Origin of the sequence: Aureispira anguillae (assembly GCF_026000115.1) — a bacterium.
Lineage (GTDB): Bacteria > Bacteroidota > Bacteroidia > Chitinophagales > Saprospiraceae > Aureispira > Aureispira anguillae.
This window is the reverse complement of record NZ_AP026867.1, coordinates 4,753,686-4,772,040: the sequence shown is the minus strand read 5'-3', so window position 1 is coordinate 4,772,040 and position 18,355 is coordinate 4,753,686. Positions and strand designations below refer to the sequence as shown.

General features: G+C 40.3%; 3 protein-coding genes. All 3 read left to right on the top strand.

Annotated features, from left to right (window positions below):
* Positions 1-15 precede the first annotated feature (15 nt).
* The 3 genes from AsAng_RS18705 (at position 16) to AsAng_RS18695 (ending at position 18,303) form a co-directional block, all read left to right on the top strand.
* On the top strand, positions 16-939 hold the full coding sequence (locus AsAng_RS18705; RefSeq protein WP_264788617.1) for a PorP/SprF family type IX secretion system membrane protein: 924 nt from the start codon (positions 16-18) through the stop codon (positions 937-939).
* A 146-nt stretch (positions 940-1,085) separates the two neighbouring features.
* Positions 1,086-3,464 (top strand): OmpA family protein, encoded by a 2,379-nt coding sequence (locus AsAng_RS18700; protein ID WP_264788616.1) that lies wholly within the window; start codon positions 1,086-1,088, stop codon positions 3,462-3,464.
* Between the two features lie 250 nt (positions 3,465-3,714).
* A complete protein-coding gene (locus AsAng_RS18695; protein WP_264788615.1) occupies positions 3,715-18,303 on the top strand; it encodes an Ig-like domain-containing protein in 14,589 nt (4,862 codons plus the stop codon).
* Positions 18,304-18,355 lie beyond the last annotated feature (52 nt).

The window sequence follows — 18,355 nt, the reverse complement described above, 5'->3', positions numbered from 1 at the left end:
CTAAAAAAGCAACATATGAAACAGTACACATTACTTTTATTATTACTCTGGTTGTGTTCTACCAGTTATGCGCAACAAGATGCGCAGTACACACAATTTATGTTCAATAAAATTTACTTTAATCCAGCTTATGCAGGGAGCAAAAAGAACATTTGCCTATCGGCAATTTACCGCAAGCAATGGATTGGTATAGAACGAGCTCCTCAAACGGCTACTTTAAATGCACATGGTGCCGTATGGAAAAATCGCTTAGGTTTGGGGCTTTCGATTACTTACGATCAAATTGGTTTTACCGATAAGGTTGATATAGAAACCAATTATGCCTATATTATTCGCTTCAAAAATAATAACTTTTTGAACATTGGTTTAAGAGGATCTATTTCTTATCTGCAAATAAGGTGGGATGAGGCAGACCCTACACAGGCTTTTGATAATTCTATTCCTGGAGGGGTAAGCAGTAAAGTTATGCCTAATTTTGGAGCAGGAGTTTATTATCAATCCAAACACTGGTATGCAGGTTTTTCAGTGCCACATATTTTTGAAAATAAATTAGATTTTAGTGCCAATACTGCCGTAAATATAGAGCCTAAGTTGAGGCAACACTTTTTTTTGATGGGAGGTTTATCTTTTGATATTGCTAAAAATATACAAATACAACCAAATGTTTTATTTAAGTATGTTGCCAATGCTCCTTTAGACATGGATATTAATTTAAGTTTTGTCTTTTTTCAAAAAATTTTGGCAGGCGTTACGTATCGATTGGGAGATTCATTTGATATATTGATTCAGTGGAGAATTGCGCCCCAAATACAAATTGCATTTGCCTATGATATTACCGTCACTCAATTGCAGCGATATAATGCAGGGACGATTGAGGCGATGGTGGAATATTGTTTTTTGAAAAAAGCAGAAAAAGTACACAATCCACGATTTTTTTAGGATAGATCTATTACTTGGCGCTGTAATCCATTGAGTATAACAACCTTTGAGTGAAACACAAAGAATTGCAAAGTAAGCAGTTGAAACTATGTTTAACTTTAGATTATAGATACCCCATATTCCGTCCTTCACAAACTTGATATTGAATGAAAAATAAAATACTTATACTACTAACTTTATTGCTGACCAATTCGCTAATTGCTCAAAAAGGAAAAGCTGATAAGGAATTTGAATCCAAGGGCTATGGCGTTTATTTGGAGATGCAAAGTAAAGAGGATCTCGCTAAATTGGATCGCCCTACGATTATTCGCATGGCAAAAAGTAGTAGAAAAACAGGAGATAGCCGAACGGCTGAACAATTGTATGCCGTACTGATCGAACAAGAAGACAATGAGCCTTTATTCCATTTGTATTATGCGCAAGCGCTGCAAACCAATGGGGATTATCTCAATGCTCGAAATCATTTTCGCATTTGTGATGAACGCCTAAAGGCTAAAGCCAAAGGAAGGTCTTATGATCAACGTGCTAAATTGGGCTGGGAAGCTTGCAACAAAATAGCAGAGTTGCGTTCTATTGGTCCTGTAGCTATCCAAAATGAAGGCGTTTTAAATTCTGATAAATTAGAATTTAGCCCCATGTATTATAATAAAGGGCTTTTGTTTGTCTCTACTCGTACCAAGGGGGAAGCTCGAGATCGTTGGATCAATGATAATTACATGGATTTGTACTATGCCCCTCGTGAAGAAGACGGTAGTTTGGGAAAACCAGAATTGTTTGCCGATGAATTAAATACAGAATTACATGAAGGTCCCTGTGTTTTTACCAAAGACCAAAAAAGAATCTTTTTTACTAGAAATGATTTGTACAAAGGCAAAAGGGGGAAAAGCAAAGATGGAACAACAAAATTGAATCTTTATACAGCCGAATTGATTAGTGGTGAATGGGCAAATGAAAAAGAATTACCATTTAACCATACCGATATAGATCAGGCGCATCCTGCTTTGACAAAGTCGGAAACCATTTTAGTTTTTGCTAGTAACGAAAAGGGAGGCTACGGAGGCATGGATTTGTGGGCTTCTTATTTAAAAGATGGAGAATGGAGCAAACCCATCAATTTAGGAGCTCGAATCAATACTGCTGGCGACGAGGTGTTTCCTTATATTCATCAAGATGGAACGTTGTTTTTTTCTTCTAATGGCTGGTCTAGTTTGGGAGGCTTGGATGTCTTTATGGCCACACAGGTGTACAATCATCCTGATTCTTTATGGGAATTTCCGTTTAATGTAGGTTCTCCAATCAATTCTCAAAATGATGATTTTGGTTTTATCATTAATAAAGATAAAACAGAAGGCTATTTTTCTTCTGTTAGAGAAGAAGGGAGTGGGGGAGATGATATTTATTCTTTTAAAATCAAAGATGGTTTGGACGATGTTGCTCCTTTGCCAACCATGAATATTGATATTTGTGTGTACGATGATGATAGCCGATTGCGCTTGGAAAGTGCTAAAGTAATTATAAAAAAAGATACAGAAAAAGAAGATAAAGCCGTAGAGAATATAACCAACGAATATGGGTATACGGTATGCAAACTCAGAGCAGGTGATCCTTATTTTATAGAGGTTGTTAAAGAAGGTTATATTGATGTTTCAGATTATTTCATTATGCCCAAAGAAGTAGAGGGTTTAGATGAGTATTGCATCGGGCTCGTTCGAGATCCTTCTATTGTTTTGGAAGAAGAAGTGGTGGTAGAAGAGCCACCAGTTAGAAAAATTTATAGTACCACAGATATACCGCCAGTAAATTATACTTATGATCCTAATACGCCATTGCCGCCAACGCATGTGGTGGGTAGGGTATTGAATATGGAATACGATAGACCTTTACCTAATACGAGTGTTATTTTACTCAACCGTTGTACGGGAGAAGAACTCGTTATGGAGGTTGCAGACAATGGAGAATTTGCTTTTCCGCTAGAATGTGGTTGTGAGTATGTTGTCAAATCTAAAAAGAACAAATTCTTTAGTGACAATCAAGTAATTTCTTTGTTAAATGAAGAGGATTGTAATAAGCCAATTCAACTAGAGATGTCTATGAAACCAAATTTTGATCGAGTAGGAAATCCTTTTCTATTGTCTAATGAAGGAGATAAATCAATAAAAGAAGGAGATGTCATAGAGTTGAAAAGTATTTTTTATGATTATGACAAATGGAATATTCGCCCCGATGCAGCCAGCGATTTAGAAAACCTCGCTCGAATAATGGAGAAATATCCCTCTATGGAAATAGAACTTTCTTCTCATACGGATACCAGAGGTGCTGATTTGTACAATCAAGAATTGTCCGAAAAGCGTGCAAAGAGCGCAAGAGCCTACTTAATTCAAAAAGGAATTCAAGCCAATCGAATTGAGGCGGTTGGTTATGGAGAAGGTAGACTTAGAAATAAATGCAAAATATGTTCTGAATCTGATCATCAGGAAAATAGAAGAACAGAAGTATTGATTACCAAATTTCAAAAAATAGAATAAGAAACTTTAGAACCTAAATTTGTTGAACGAATTGTTTGTTGGGGCTAATGCTTCTTTTCTGTAGTTCTATAACAATAGTCCGCTAAAAAAAGGATTAAATTGATTATTAATGTGAGGCTTTAAAGTTGTAGTGTGTTGATAATTAGTTTGGTGTAGTTTTTTTGTTCGTAACAAGCTCTGGTTAGCTAAAAACCAAGCTTGTGTTCACATGAGCATAACGAACTAAGTAGTGGGCTACTACTATAACATTATGACGATAAAAAATACTTTTAGATATCTCTTATTTATAGTGGCTTTACTAGCTCTTGAAGAAGCTAAAGCGACACATGCTCTAGGAAGTGAACTATTCTATAAATACGTAGGAAATGATACCTATGAGGTCACACTAAATGTTTATAGAGATTGTAATGGAATCCTAATGGCTGGGAAACAAAATGTAAATTGGTCGGCTTCTTGTGGAAGTGGGTCAATTAAATTATTTCTACAATCCGTAACAGAAGTAAGCCAACTTTGTTCCAGTACTCCTTCAGCTTGTTCAGGAGGAGGGGGAACCTATGGTGTTGAATTGTTTGAATACAAACGCTTAGTTGTTATTCCTCAAGTATGTACCAACGTATATTTTACTTGGGATTTGTGCTGTCGAAATAATACGATTACAAATTTGACTAATCCTGGGGGAACTCAATTACATATTCAATCCTATCTGAAAAATACAACGACCATTCCGAATAATTCGCCAACCTTTTCTAATACCAATGGGTTTTTGGGTTGTGTGGGAAGTCCAATGTTTCATAATGTTGGGGCTTATGATTCAGACGGCGATTCACTTCATTTTTCTTTGGTAGACTGTAAACACTCTTCAACGGTTGCCGTAACCTATAATGCAGGCTTTTCAGGAGCCCAACCACTAGGTGCTGTTGATGTGATAACGATAGATCCTCAAACAGGAGGGATTTCATATACTGCTACGACTCCTCATGTTGCTGTTGTTTGTGTTTTGGTAGAAGAATATAGAGCAGGGGTACTTATTGGGCATGTTCTTAGGGATGTACAACTCAATATTTCCAACTGTACCAATACCCCACCAACACTTACAGGAATCAACGGTTCTAGCAGTGACTCCATCAGGGTTTGCCCCAATTCGCCTGTATCTTTTTTTGTAGCAGGAGCAGATGCCGACGGAAACAATGTCACCATAACTTCCAATCATCTGGATATTATGCCTACGAGTACATTTTCACAAGTAGGAAACAACGGGCAATTTAATTGGACACCTACTTTTTCAGACTTAGGAACGCATATTTTTACGATAACGATCAGTGACGATGCTTGCCCTTTGGAAGCATTGAATATTTACACCTATAAAGTTCAGGTTTTTAACAATACAGAACCACCTGTTGATGCTGGTGCTGATGTGACAATTTGCCAACCCAATACAGCGACCTTATCGGCTACCACTTCGTCTACTTCAGGGGTGAGTTATGCTTGGTCGCCAACGACAGGTTTATCCAGTCCGAATACTGCTACGACTACAGCAAATCCAGCTGTAACAACAACTTATACCGTTACTTTGACCTATGCCAATGGTTGCACTTCAACAGATGAAGTTACAGTGGTAGTGGCAAAAAATCCAGTGGTTTCTGTTACGCCCAATAATATTAATGTTTGTGGAGGTGCCAATATTACACTTACTGCAACAACCAATCAAACGGGGATGACTTTTGCTTGGGTAGACCCTAGTTCTGTCCCTGTATCTAGTACACAAACGGGAACAAGCTCAACAATTACTGCCCTTGTTCCTATTGCATCAGGATCATATACTTGGACTGTATCGGTAACCGATCCTATTTCAGGTTGTATGACAGTAACACCAGTAAACTTAACGGTAGGGAGTCCTTCCAATACAATACAGTGTAAGAACTTATTTGTCTCTACTACTGGAACAGCTACAGGCGCAGGAACAAAAGCAGACCCAGTTACCCTTCGAGAAGCGGTTAGTAGAGCAACTTGTAATCATGTTACCATTAAAATGGCTACAGGGGTTTATGATATTGATAGTGCAATTAACATTACCAGTTACATGACCTTAGAGGGGGGCTTTTTAGAAAATAGCAATTGGCGAAAATCCAGTGAGGTAGGGGCTACTGTTATTAATCGTACAAAAAACAATATAGATGGAGTTTTAGCGATTAATGCTCATTTGACTGCCATTGAGATTTTTGATGCAAAAGGGTTCCGTTTGCAAGATTTAACACTTACCACTGAAGTAGCGGAAGATTCTAGTGTTTCAACCTATGGCATCTATATGAATGATGTTTCGGATTATAATATTACTAGGTTACGTATTTTGCCAGGAAGAGCTACAGGGGGAGATGCTGGGGGGAATAGTTGCAATGGACAAAATGGGCAAAATGGGCAAAATGGAGAACTTTGGAGTGATGGTGGTGGTAGCGGAAAAGGCGGAAAAGGGGGGCATGGCTCTTGCAATAATCTAAAGGCAGACGGAGGAAACAATAGTGGCGATCCAGGAGATCATGCAACGTTGGGTAGTAGTGGCGGCGGTGGCGGCGGTGCTGGTGGAGATGGTGGTGCTGCTAATACAGCAGGTGCTACTGGTGGTACTGGTGGTAGTGGGGATTCTATAACAGCATTAGCTGCTAATGTATTAATTGTAGGACAGGGAGGCGCTATTAATACTGCGGGAACGGCTGGTACTTCGGCGTCAATTGGTACAACTGGTGCTAATGGAGTAAATGGTGTCGGTACTTTTATTGCAGGAAGGTTTCAAGTGGGGACAGGATCAAATGGAATGGCGGGTCAAGGAGGTAGTGCTGGCAGCGGTGGCGGTGGCGGCGGTGGCGGCAGTTCTATCGGCGGCGGCGGCGGCGGTGGTGGCGGCGGAGGAGGAGGAGGTTCTGGAGGTGTTGGTGGTGCTGGTGGTGGTGCTTCTTTAGGGATTTCCATTTTTAATAATGGCTCAAATGGATACATTGAAGATTGTTGGATTGTGGGGAATGTAGGAGGCTTAGGTGCTTTAGGAGTGAATGGTGGGACAGGAGGCTCTGGTGGCTCTGGTGGCAATGGTGGGGCTGGAGATGGCCTAAATAGTGGCAATGGTGGAGCTGGTGGAGCTGGCGGTGACGGCGGTAATGGTGGCAATGGCGGCAATGGTAGCAATGGTTTTTCTATTGATATTTATCAAAATGGAACCGCACTTGTTGTTGCTGATTCAGCATTTGCACTGCACAACCAAAGGGTCATTGTGGTAGAGGATGTCAATTGTGCGAATCAAAATATTCGATTCAAGGACTCATTAGGTGTTTTATTAAATTGGACTTTTGATCTGTTAAGTACAACAAACCATGCTACTCCTGCTTCAGTTCTTTTGGGGAATAGTCCTATTGCTCAATATGACTCTGTAGGAAGGTACACGATTCAAGCCCTACAAGTAGTTCCTTTATCACCATTAGAATTAGCAAATTATACTGATTTTCACAACATCTCTTTTTCAGGAACGGCTCAACCTGATATTATAACAAGCGCCAACCCTGTAGGAAGTGATACCTTTCAATTGTGTGTAGGAGAATATGCTACTTTCTCTAGTTCCTTAAGTGGTGATACGTATCATTGGGATTTTGATGGAGCAATTACCAACCCAGGAAATGTGCAATTGGTACCTAGTACAGCTTTTAATACGGCGGGATTTTATACCATCGAATTGTATATTGAGACCAGTTGTTGTGGACCAAGCCCAATTGATACCATTTACCTGAATGTAAGTGCTAGCCCTATCGTAAATTCAGGGGGATTTAATCCTACTATTTGTGAAGGAGAGTCTGTCACCTTAATGGTTAATGGGATGACCGCTATGGATACTATTATTTGGAGTCCTATATCGAATCTAATTGTTCAGAATGCAAGTGCTGTTCTTGTAAATCCAAGCAATACCACAACGTATACAGCATCTGTGTATAGGAAGTCTATTGTAGGAGGGGGATTGACTTGCCCTGTTGTTTTGTTTTTTGATGTAACGGTAAATCCTAAACCTTTTATTACTACAAGTACAACAGATGTATCTTGTAATAATGATGGAAGTGCTACTACCAATTTTTCAGTAGGTTTATATAATTTTATATGGTCTGAAGGGACCGCTCAAAACAATGTTCTTAATAGTTCAATTACAAGTTTGGCAGAAGGAAATTACTGTGTCACCGTTACAGATGTAGGAACAGGCTGTTCAGATTCTAGCTGCGTTTATGTGGGGAGTAATGCCACGGCACCACAGGTTTTTGCGATTAATAACCGTGGGGTGCGTTGTTTTGGCAATACAGATGGTGAAGTAGAAATAGGAACCGTTGGAGGGGTTGCTCCTTATACTTATACGTGGGATACTTTGGTGCCAGGAAGTTCTTACACTGGATCTGCGAATTATGTAGTGGCCAATTTAAAAGACAGAACATATACGGTAACTTCAATTGATAATAATGGCTGTACATCTGTGACAACATTTGATATTGTATCGCCAGATTCTTTGATGGTTAGCCTTATTGATACTTTACCTCCTGTTTGTATGAACTCAACGACAGGACGTATAGAGGTAGAAGGAACTGGAGGAACAGGTGTATTGACTTACGATTGGTCTACAGGTTTTTCAACGCCAGATTCTGGGGTTTTAGCTGGAATAGATACGGGGACTTATAAGGTTACTGTAATTGATGAGAATAGTTGTACGGTTGAGAAATCATTTACCCTAACAGCACCAGGGGGAGTTACTATAACTACCCTTGTAAGTTCGAATTATAATGGTGCTGATATTTCTTGTAATGGGGCCTGTGATGCTAGTATAACAGCAAGTGCCAATAGCCTAGGAGGGCTTCCTTATTCTTTCCAATGGGATGACCCTAGTAATTCCATCGACTCTAGTGTAACAGGACTATGTGCTGGGATTTACCACGTAACAGTTGTAGATGGTTTAGGATGCGCAGGAGTAGATAGTATAGAAGTTACAGAGCCTTTGGTTGTCGCTGCAACAATACCCACTGCCACCGTTACCCATGTTGCTTGTAAGGGCGATTGTACTGGATCGGCCTTAGCTGTAGGGGGAGGAGGAACCATTGGTTTTTCTTATAATTACAATTGGTCTATTTCTACAGGGAATCAAAATACCGCAACCGCAACAGGACTTTGTACTGGAATGCATATTGTTTCTATAACCGACACCAATAATTGCGAGGCTGTTGACACCATCGTAATTACAGAACCTGCAACATTTCCATTTATAAATATCATAACTAGCACAGATGTTAGTTGTAATGGTGGAGCAGATGGAACAACTAGCGCTGTAGCGCAGGGAGGAACACCTTTTGCGAATGCACCAAATTATTCTTATTTATGGACTCCTGTAGGGCAAGCAACACAAACGGCTACGGGGTTAACAACAGGAAAGTATTATGTAGCGGCGACCGATTCTTTAGGTTGTATTGCCGTAGATTCTATTGTTGTTAATGAACCTGCTGTTGTAACAGCCCCAACGATTGGGTCGAATGGTCCTGCTTTTTGTGCAGGAGAAAATATTATGCTTTTTTCTCTAACCCCAGGACAAGCATGGTATTGGACAGGCCCCAATGGATGGATGGCACAAGGAAGTACTGTTACAATTCCAATTGCGAATGTAGTACACGATGGAATTTATACCTTACAAATAGAAGATGCAACAACGGGATGCTTATCCGCTTATGATTCCATTCGAATTTATGTAAATCCACTTCCTACTACACCTACCATCGTGGGGGCAACAGATATTTGTTTTTACGACACACTCACCCTAACTACGAGCCCATCTTGTGATAGTTTGTTTTGGGAAGCTTATTCTCCCATGTTCTTTATGTGGACAGCTGCAAGTACAGATTCTATATTGACAGTTGCCCCTTTTACAACCAACTATCAATCTACTTTATGGAGGGTAACTTGCTTTGATGTGTTAACAGGGTGTAATGCACGATCTGCACCAATCTCTGTGAATATACTTCCTGCTCCCCCGCAACCTATTATTATCAATAATGGTCCTATTTGTGAGGGAGATTCAACGATACTAGAAGCTCCAAGTGTTTTGGGAGCCACCAATGAATGGTTTGCAGATGAGAACCAAACGATAAGTTTAGGGACCGCAGATACCTTATTAGTAGCCAATTTAACGGTTAATGACACCATTTATTTGGTTCAGACCGTAAATGGCTGTGCTTCTCCAATAGGATCAACAATTATTCAAGTAAATCCTAAGCCTTCACTACCCTTGGTGCCACTTAGTTTAATAGCTTGTGAAGGAGATACGTTGAGGTTAACAACAACTTCAACAGGACCCAATTACGAATGGTCGCATGAATTAAATGGAATGGTATCCAACCAAAAAGATCCTTTGATTTATCCTGTAGCAGCACTAGATTCTGGTTCTTATTCTTTGGTAGTAACCAGTAGTGCTGGTTGTCAATCAGATAGTAGTTTTGTACAGGTTACTTTTAACACAGCTCCAGTAGCTCCTCTAACAGGAAATAATAGCCCTATTTGTTATGGAGATAGTGTGTTGCTTCGAGTAGTTGCTGCTTGTGATACGATGTATTGGATGAGCCCAATAGGAAATACTTATCGTACGACAAATTTAGAATTTGGAATTGATTCTACTAGTCCTGATTATGTGAATGGAGTGTGGCAACTGAGTTGTGTTAATTTAGCAGGTTGTCATTCTTTACCTGTTCGGAAAGATACCATTAGGATACGCCCACGGGTACTTTTTCCACCAGTATTTAATACAGGTCCAGTGTGTATTGGCGATAGCGTTCGATTGACAGCTTATCCCGTGTTTAATGCGAGTTATAATTGGACATCCATTACAGACACGACAACAACACTTTCAACCAATAATTCAGCTTTGTTTTATGATATAACAACAGATACAGCTTTTTATTTGAAAGTAGCGGTGCATGGTTGTTCGGTTTCGGATACCGTATTTGTTCAAACGCACCCTGCCGCTTTGGCAGCAATACCTCCCAGCGACACCTTTTTGTGTGTGGGGGACAGTATTCGAGTATCTACTCCAACACCAGCCTTAGCTTATCAGTGGATAAATCCAGTAGGCGACACCAGTTACGCAGCAATGCCAATCAATCCTTTTTTGCAATTGCAAGACAGTGGGACCTATACTTTGTCCATCATTGATACCAACGGTTGTCAAACCCCTGATACTACGTTTTTGATTGGCGTAAATGCACTGCCTAATCCACCTGTAGTATCGGATAATAGCCCCTGTGATGGGGATACTTTAATGTTAATAGCAGGAGGGAATTGTGATCAGTATTTATGGACAAGTCAGAGTGGAAATTCTTTTATTGCAGGCGATACGATTTATGTGGCTTCTGGAACCGCAGATTATGTAGGGAACTGGGCGGTGCGTTGTTTAAATGCAACGACTGGTTGTCAATCTGTTGCAACTATTTATAGTCCTACGATAAAAGCATTGCCACCAACGCCACAAATAGTTAATAATAGTCCTGTTTGTAGGGGGGACTCTGTAGAGTTATTGGCTTTACCAATTGCCAGTGCTGCCTATACTTGGTTTGCATTGCCATCAATGACTCCTATAGGCGGAAATAATAATCGAACTATTGTACACAACATAACTACAGATAGTCTTTTTAGATTGGTGGTTAATCTTAACGGTTGTGAAAATGAAGATACCACACTCGTAAAAGTACATCGCCAACTATCAGCACCTGCACTTCCAGATTCTATAGAAATTTGTGAAGGAGATAGCTTATTATTGACAACAACAACGCTAGTTGCAGCGGGTGGAGGATATAGTTGGTCTGGTCCTTCTTCTTTTTCTTCTAATCAGCAAGAACCAGTTATTTTTCCTGCTCAATTGGCAAATGCAGGAATGTATATCTTACAGCTTATTGACACAACAGGTTGCCCTTCTATGGATACAACAACTAACGTTATTGTACATGGAGCAACGACAGCACCAACTATTTATAGTCCCAATACCAGTTTTTGTGATGGCGATTCCTTGATGCTTATTGTTACTGGAGCTTGTGATCGTATCGATTGGATCAATCCATTGAATACTCCTGTTATAGGGGGAGACACCTTATTGATTCTTCCGCCAGATACCAATTATTTATCAGGGCATTGGAATTTGATTTGTACAGACACAAATGGCTGCCAAAATTACGCTAACACGGTTACGATTACGATTAAAACGAATCCTAATTTACCAATGATAACGCAAAATGGACCACTGTGTATAGGAGATGACTTAGATTTGGATATGGCATTGGTCAGTGGAGCGACCTATCAATGGTATGCCCCCGATTCGACCTTAATAGATACAACGTTTAGTACAACCATAACAGGACTAGTTTCAGATACTGCATTTTATGGAGTTGTGACGGTGAATGGCTGTAGTGCCTATGATTCTGTTCATGTTCATGTGCATCCTGTGGCGGTAGCTCCAAATGTTGGAGCAGTAGCAGATACGATTTGTGAAAATGATTTGTTGCAGTTACAAACCAGTACAAATGCCATTGGTTATGATTGGACAGGACCCAATGGTTTTTATGCGAACCAGCAAAATCCTATTGTAGCAATAACCGCAGCAGATACAGGATATTATGTATTGGAGGTAGTAGATAGCAATGGTTGTCAATCTATGGATAGTATCTGGATTTATATCCATCGTCAACCCACACCAATCACCATTACAACAGCAGCCAACGTTTGTGAAGGAGATAGTTTGTATTTAGAAGGAACAGGAAGTTGTTCGGTTGCTAGATGGCTTTCACCAATTGGAACAAGTTTAGATCGGATCGGTAGCTCCAATTTGGTGATACCAGTAGATAGCGCAGAATACGTATCGGGAGCATGGCAAGTCCTTTGTATTGATACATTGACAGGCTGTGTATCCGACACTTCTTTGCCTAGTTATATTACAATTAATCCATTGCCGACCAATATTTTGCCAACGAACGATGGTCCCGTTTGTGCGGGTGCAAGTGTAACCCTATCCGTACCCCAGCAGGGAGCTTCCAATTATATTTGGTCAACAGATTCCTTATTTACGGATACGATAGGCTATGGTCATCTGGTTCTAATTGATACGGTGACAACAGAGACAACTTTTTATGTAGCGGTAACGTCAGCACAGGGTTGTCGTGCTTGGGATTCAACACAGGTAAATTTGTTTGCTCCATTAACAATACCAGATATTTTTGCCGTAGATACTCTACTATGTGAAGGCGATAGCATTTTATTAGGAACCAGCACTAACGCAGATTTTTATTATTGGACAGGTCCTAATACATTTGCCTCTAATGACCAATATCCTGCTATTGCAACAGCCGTTTTGGCAAATGGCGGCACGTATACTTTATATACTGAAGACTCCAATGGATGTATCTCGCCCGATACAAGCATTACAATTACGATTAATGCAACGCCTTATCCAGGGCTGACGATTTTTAGTACGACAAATATTTGTGCAGGAGATTCAATCATTTTAGAAACAGGAGGAAGCTTGTGCGATAGTTTTTCTTGGGTAGGTCCTGTACAGGCACAGGGAGGGATTATGAATCAAACGTTTGTACATCCTGGCGATGCTAATTATGTAGATGGCACTTGGCAATTATTATGTTATGATACCCTGACAGGCTGTATGGCTACTTCTAATACACTTTTTGTAACAATAAATCCAGTTCCACCATTGCCCATAGCAACGAATAGCGGTCCTATTTGTCTTGGCGATAGTGTTACTTTATCAGCCGCTGTTTCTTTAGGAGCCAATACCAATTGGTATACCGATTCCTTATTGAGCAATCAAATTGGATTTACTAGAGATCTTACCGTAGGAAATATTACATCAGACAGTACTTTTTATGTGCAGCAAGTTAGTGGAAATCTTTGTTATTCGCCAATAGCGAGTACTACTGTAACACTGCACCCTATTTCTACACCTATTGTACAAGATACGATAGAGGTTTGTATAGGAGGAGATATTCAATTGGGAACAACTACAAATGGTAGTGGATACAATTGGGTAGGACCTAGTTATACCTCTTCTCTCCAAAACCCTTTAATAAGCAATGCTGCTGCTATTCATGCTGGTAGTTACGTTTTGTCTATGATTGACAGCAATGGTTGTGCGACACTTATCGATACAACTATAGTGGTAGTTCATACCAATCCAACTGCTCCTGTATTGACACAAATTACACCAACTTGTGAAGGAGATAGCTTGTTTATAATGGCAACGGGAACTTGCGACCAGTTAGAATGGGTCGGACCTACAGGAATTCCTTTTATAGATAGTAGTTATCTAGGAATAGGAGCAAACGATCCTAATTATCAAAATGGAAATTGGGAGGTACGCTGTATGGATACCTTAACAGGTTGTCAAACCATTTCGACGGCTTTGTCAGTAACAATTATACCAACGCCATTAAGTGGCATTATTGTTAATTCTAGCCCCGTTTGTATGGGGGATAGCGTTGAGCTTTCAACTACTCCTATTGTTGGCGTGAATACTTACAATTGGTTGACGGCAACGGCTACAGTAGTTGATACAGGACAAGCAATAAAAGTTCCTAATATTACTAGTAATGCTATTTTTTACTTAGAAGTAACTACAGCAGGAGGCTGCGTATTCTTAGTAGACTCTACCTTGGTTACACCATACCCCCTAACAGCTGCACCTCCTATTAATAGCAATGCTCCCATTTGTGAAGGAGATACCTTAGTGCTTTTTTCTCCGTTGTTGGCACCTAGTTTTACTTGGACCATACCAACTGGATTTATCATTAGCACCCAAGATCTGGTGATTCCATCTGCTACCATAGCCGTAGATTCAGGATTGTATACTTTAAGTATGATTGATTCTAATGGTTGTACTTCTTTAGATACGACACTAAATGTCGTAATTAATGCGTTGCCCACTGTTCCTACGACAACGGGATCAATTACAATTTGCGATGGAGATAGTTTATTGTTAACGGCGACAGGTAGTTGTGCGGCTATGTTTTGGGTAAGTCCCAATGGAACTACAATAGGGGGGGCGAATGTTGCACTTTCAGCCAATGATACCAATTATTTAGCAGGGAGCTGGCAAGTCTTTTGTCTAGACACAGTGACAGGATGCCAGATGGGCGCAACACCTATTAATGTGACAATCCAACCAACTTCTAATCCAATTGCAACGAATAATGGACCTGTTTGTAGGGGAAATAATGCCCTTTTAAGTACAAGTTTTGGGTTAGGAACAACTTATGTTTGGGCAACGGATTCTTTGATGACAGATACCATTAGTACAAACTTCTTTGTGTGGGTAGATAGTCTTACAACTGATCGTACTTTTTATTTGGTAACAACTCCCTTGGGAGGTTGTAGCTCTTTGCCTACATCGACAACCGTTGTGGTTTATCCTCCTAGTCTAGCTCCTACAGTTGGGGCAGCTATTCGTATTTGCGAGGGAGATGATATTGTTTTAACAACAACGACATTAGCAACACAATATAATTGGAATGGACCGAATGGATTTACTTCCAACCAAAGCAATCCTGTTATAGTGAATGCGGATGTAACAAATGCAGGGAGCTATAGCTTAACAACCTTGGATGCTAATGGTTGTGCGTCAGATAGTGCTTTTATTAATGTGCAAATAGATAGTCTACCACCTGCTCCTATCATTTCAAGTTTTAATACCCTATGTTATGGTGATACCCTTTTCTTAAATGCAGATAGCACCAGCAATCATTGTGACTCAATGGTATGGATCGGACCCAATGGCGCAACCTATGGAACACTAGGAACACAAGTTGCAATTCCTGTTAATGATACCAATTATTTAGATGGTTTATGGCGTCTAAGGTGTTTGGATAGTTTGAGTGGCTGTTTTAGTGAATCAAATGTAAGTGTTGTACTAATTGTACCTCAACCTGATACACAAACTACCTTTAGCACTAGCCCTGTTTGTATAGGAGGGGATGTGACGCTAAGTACGAATGCTGTAAATGTATTGAATCGATATACTTGGTATGCAGATTCTTTATTAACAACAACAGTGGGAACGGGACAAAATCCAACCATTCTGAACATCACAACAGATACTGTATTTTATTTGGTGGTAACGAATAGTTTTGGGTGCAGTTCAGAGCCTATTGCAACTCCAGTGACGGTATTAGCTCCAAGTTCGCCTCCTGCTATTGCTGCTAATATTACAGTTTGTGAAGGAGAACCAATTGTGCTAACCTCAACAACCATTGCGACGGCTTATTATTGGTCAGGATCTAATGGATTTGTAGATAGTGTACAAAACCCAATTGTGACTCATGCTGCAACCCGTAATGATACTGGAACTTATAGCTTAGTGGTCATTGATACGAATGGCTGTCTTTCGGCAGATACCTCTTTATTCGTGACTGTTAATGCATTGGGGCTAGCGCCGACTATTAGTTATAACGGACCTATTTGTGAAGGAGATACCTTAGAATTAGTATCTAGTGGAAGCTGCGGACAGTCGCAATGGATTGGCCCTAATGGAAATAGTGCTGCAACACTTGGGAGTCCAGGAGGAGGGAATGTACTTTGGACAATGGGATCAACAACAACAATACCTTTTGGAAATCCTAATTATTTGGGAGGCGATTGGTACATGATCTGTATTGACACGCTGACGGGATGTAGGATAGAATCCGACACCATAACCGTTGATATACTGCCTGCTCCATCTATTGTAGCGCTGCTTGATAATGGTCCTGTATGTCATAATGATTCCATCCATCTAAGCATAAATACCATACCGACTGTAGGGGTAACTGTTAATTGGTATTCCGATTCAAATTTGACCAATTGGATTGGGACAGGGGCAAATATCGCTACAACAGGTTTCGCAACGACCAATACAGTATATGTTCATGTAGAAGATCTCAATCTTTGTACAGCATTGGATTCTACGACCCTACAAGTGCATGCATTGCCAGGAACACCTTCTGCATCTGCCGATATGATCGTTTGTGAAGGGGAGCCTATTGTCTTATCTACCAACAGCCTTGCATCTAGCTATCATTGGTCAGGTCCCAATAGTTATACGAGTACGTTACAAAATCCAGTGGCTATTGTAGCAAGTAGCACAACAGCAGGAATCTATACACTAGCGGTAGTCGATTCTAATGGTTGTGAATCACCGCTTGATTCTGTACAGGTAACGGTGAATAACATACCCATGGCTCCTTCTGTGAGCAATAATGGTCCTGTATGCTTAGGCGATTCTATCCAGTTAATGGCTACCTTAATTGCTGGAGCTACTTATGAGTGGTTCAAAATGCCTTTAGGAAATAGCATAGGATTAGGACAAAACATTTCCTTAGTCAATGTTAGTCATGCAGATGCAGGGAGGTATTACGTTGTGGCGACAGTAAATGGTTGTAGTCGTAGTTCTTTAGATACGACCATAGTTTCCATTTTTGGAGCAGGAGTTCCTACTGCCTTTGGAGGAGTCGATCAGATACTTTGTGGAGTGGATAGCACCCGCTTATCGGCAAATCCAGTTGCATTTCCAACCCTAGGAGTTTGGACGAGTAATTCAGGAGCATCTATCGTCAACCCAAATGATCCTAATACGATGTTATTGAATATACCAACGGGAACCAATGTCTTTTATTGGACTTTATCCAATAGTACTTGTAATGGAATGGCGATAGATTCTGTACTTATTAGAGTTATTCCTATCGGAACGGATACCGCACAAGCAGGATTGGATCAAAATTGGTGTGGCACAACCACAACGACTTTAGCTGCTAATGCACCCAGTACGAGTATAGGAAGATGGACGCAAAGCAGTGCTCAGGCGAGTTTGGGGGTTGTAATTGACAACCCAAATGATCCTGCAACAACTATTTCTGGAATGTCGGCGGGGAATAGCTATCGTTTTGTCTGGGAATTGGACAATGGACCTTGTGGTATTCATTCTACCGATACGATGATGGTTCATATCAGTCTTATCCCTAATGACAATGCTTTTGCTGGTGTTGATATTATTGCTTGTGGACAGGATACTGTTGCACTAAATGCGCTAAATTCAGCGAATGGAAATGGAGTTTGGACAACAAATTCATCGGCTGTTATTCTTACGCCAACGCAAAATAATACATTGGTCACCAATTTGCAGCAAGATACAACAGGTTTTGTTTGGACCTTGTCAAGTGGCAATTGCGTTGATTATTCTTCGGATACGGTCTGGATCATTAAGGGAAGCGCTGCACCTATTGCCAATGTAGACAGTTTTGCTGTCTTGGCTGGAGCCACTTCAACTATTAATGTATTGCCCAACGATATTTTGACAACCAATTGGGACATCTATATCCAAACACCGACTGGCAATGGGCAACTCGTTAATTTAAATAATGGGCTCTTTGAAATTGTTTTGCAAGCAGAAGATACCATGAATCAGTATTTTGTGTATGAACTTTGTAATCCAGATTGCCCAAATAGTTGTGATACAGGCTTGGTACTTTTGTCAGTTGATGTGGTAGGAGACTGTATTCCTCCTAATATTTTTACACCAAATGGAGATGGAGTAAACGATGTATTTGAAGTTCCTTGTTTGGAACGTTTGGACCATGCGAAGTTATTGGTGTTTAATAGGTGGGGCGATTTAGTTTACGAAACCGATAAATACAACAACCAGTGGGATGGTACGCACAAGGAACAGCCTTTGCCAGATGGTACTTATTTTTATATTCTTAAGATTGGCGATAGAAAAGGAATACAAGGATCGGTAGAAATTAGGCGTTAAGAGTGGTCGCCAAATAGAATAATTCTACTTACTTGTAATTCTATTGAATCGT

Excerpts from the sequence above, each read along its gene's own strand:
- AsAng_RS18700 (WP_264788616.1), top strand. The coding sequence starts at position 1,086 with ATGAAAAATAAAATACTTATACTACTAACTTTATTGCTGACCAATTCG.
- AsAng_RS18695 (WP_264788615.1), top strand. The coding sequence starts at position 3,715 with ATGACGATAAAAAATACTTTTAGATATCTCTTATTTATAGTGGCTTTA.
- AsAng_RS18705 (WP_264788617.1), top strand. The coding sequence starts at position 16 with ATGAAACAGTACACATTACTTTTATTATTACTCTGGTTGTGTTCTACC.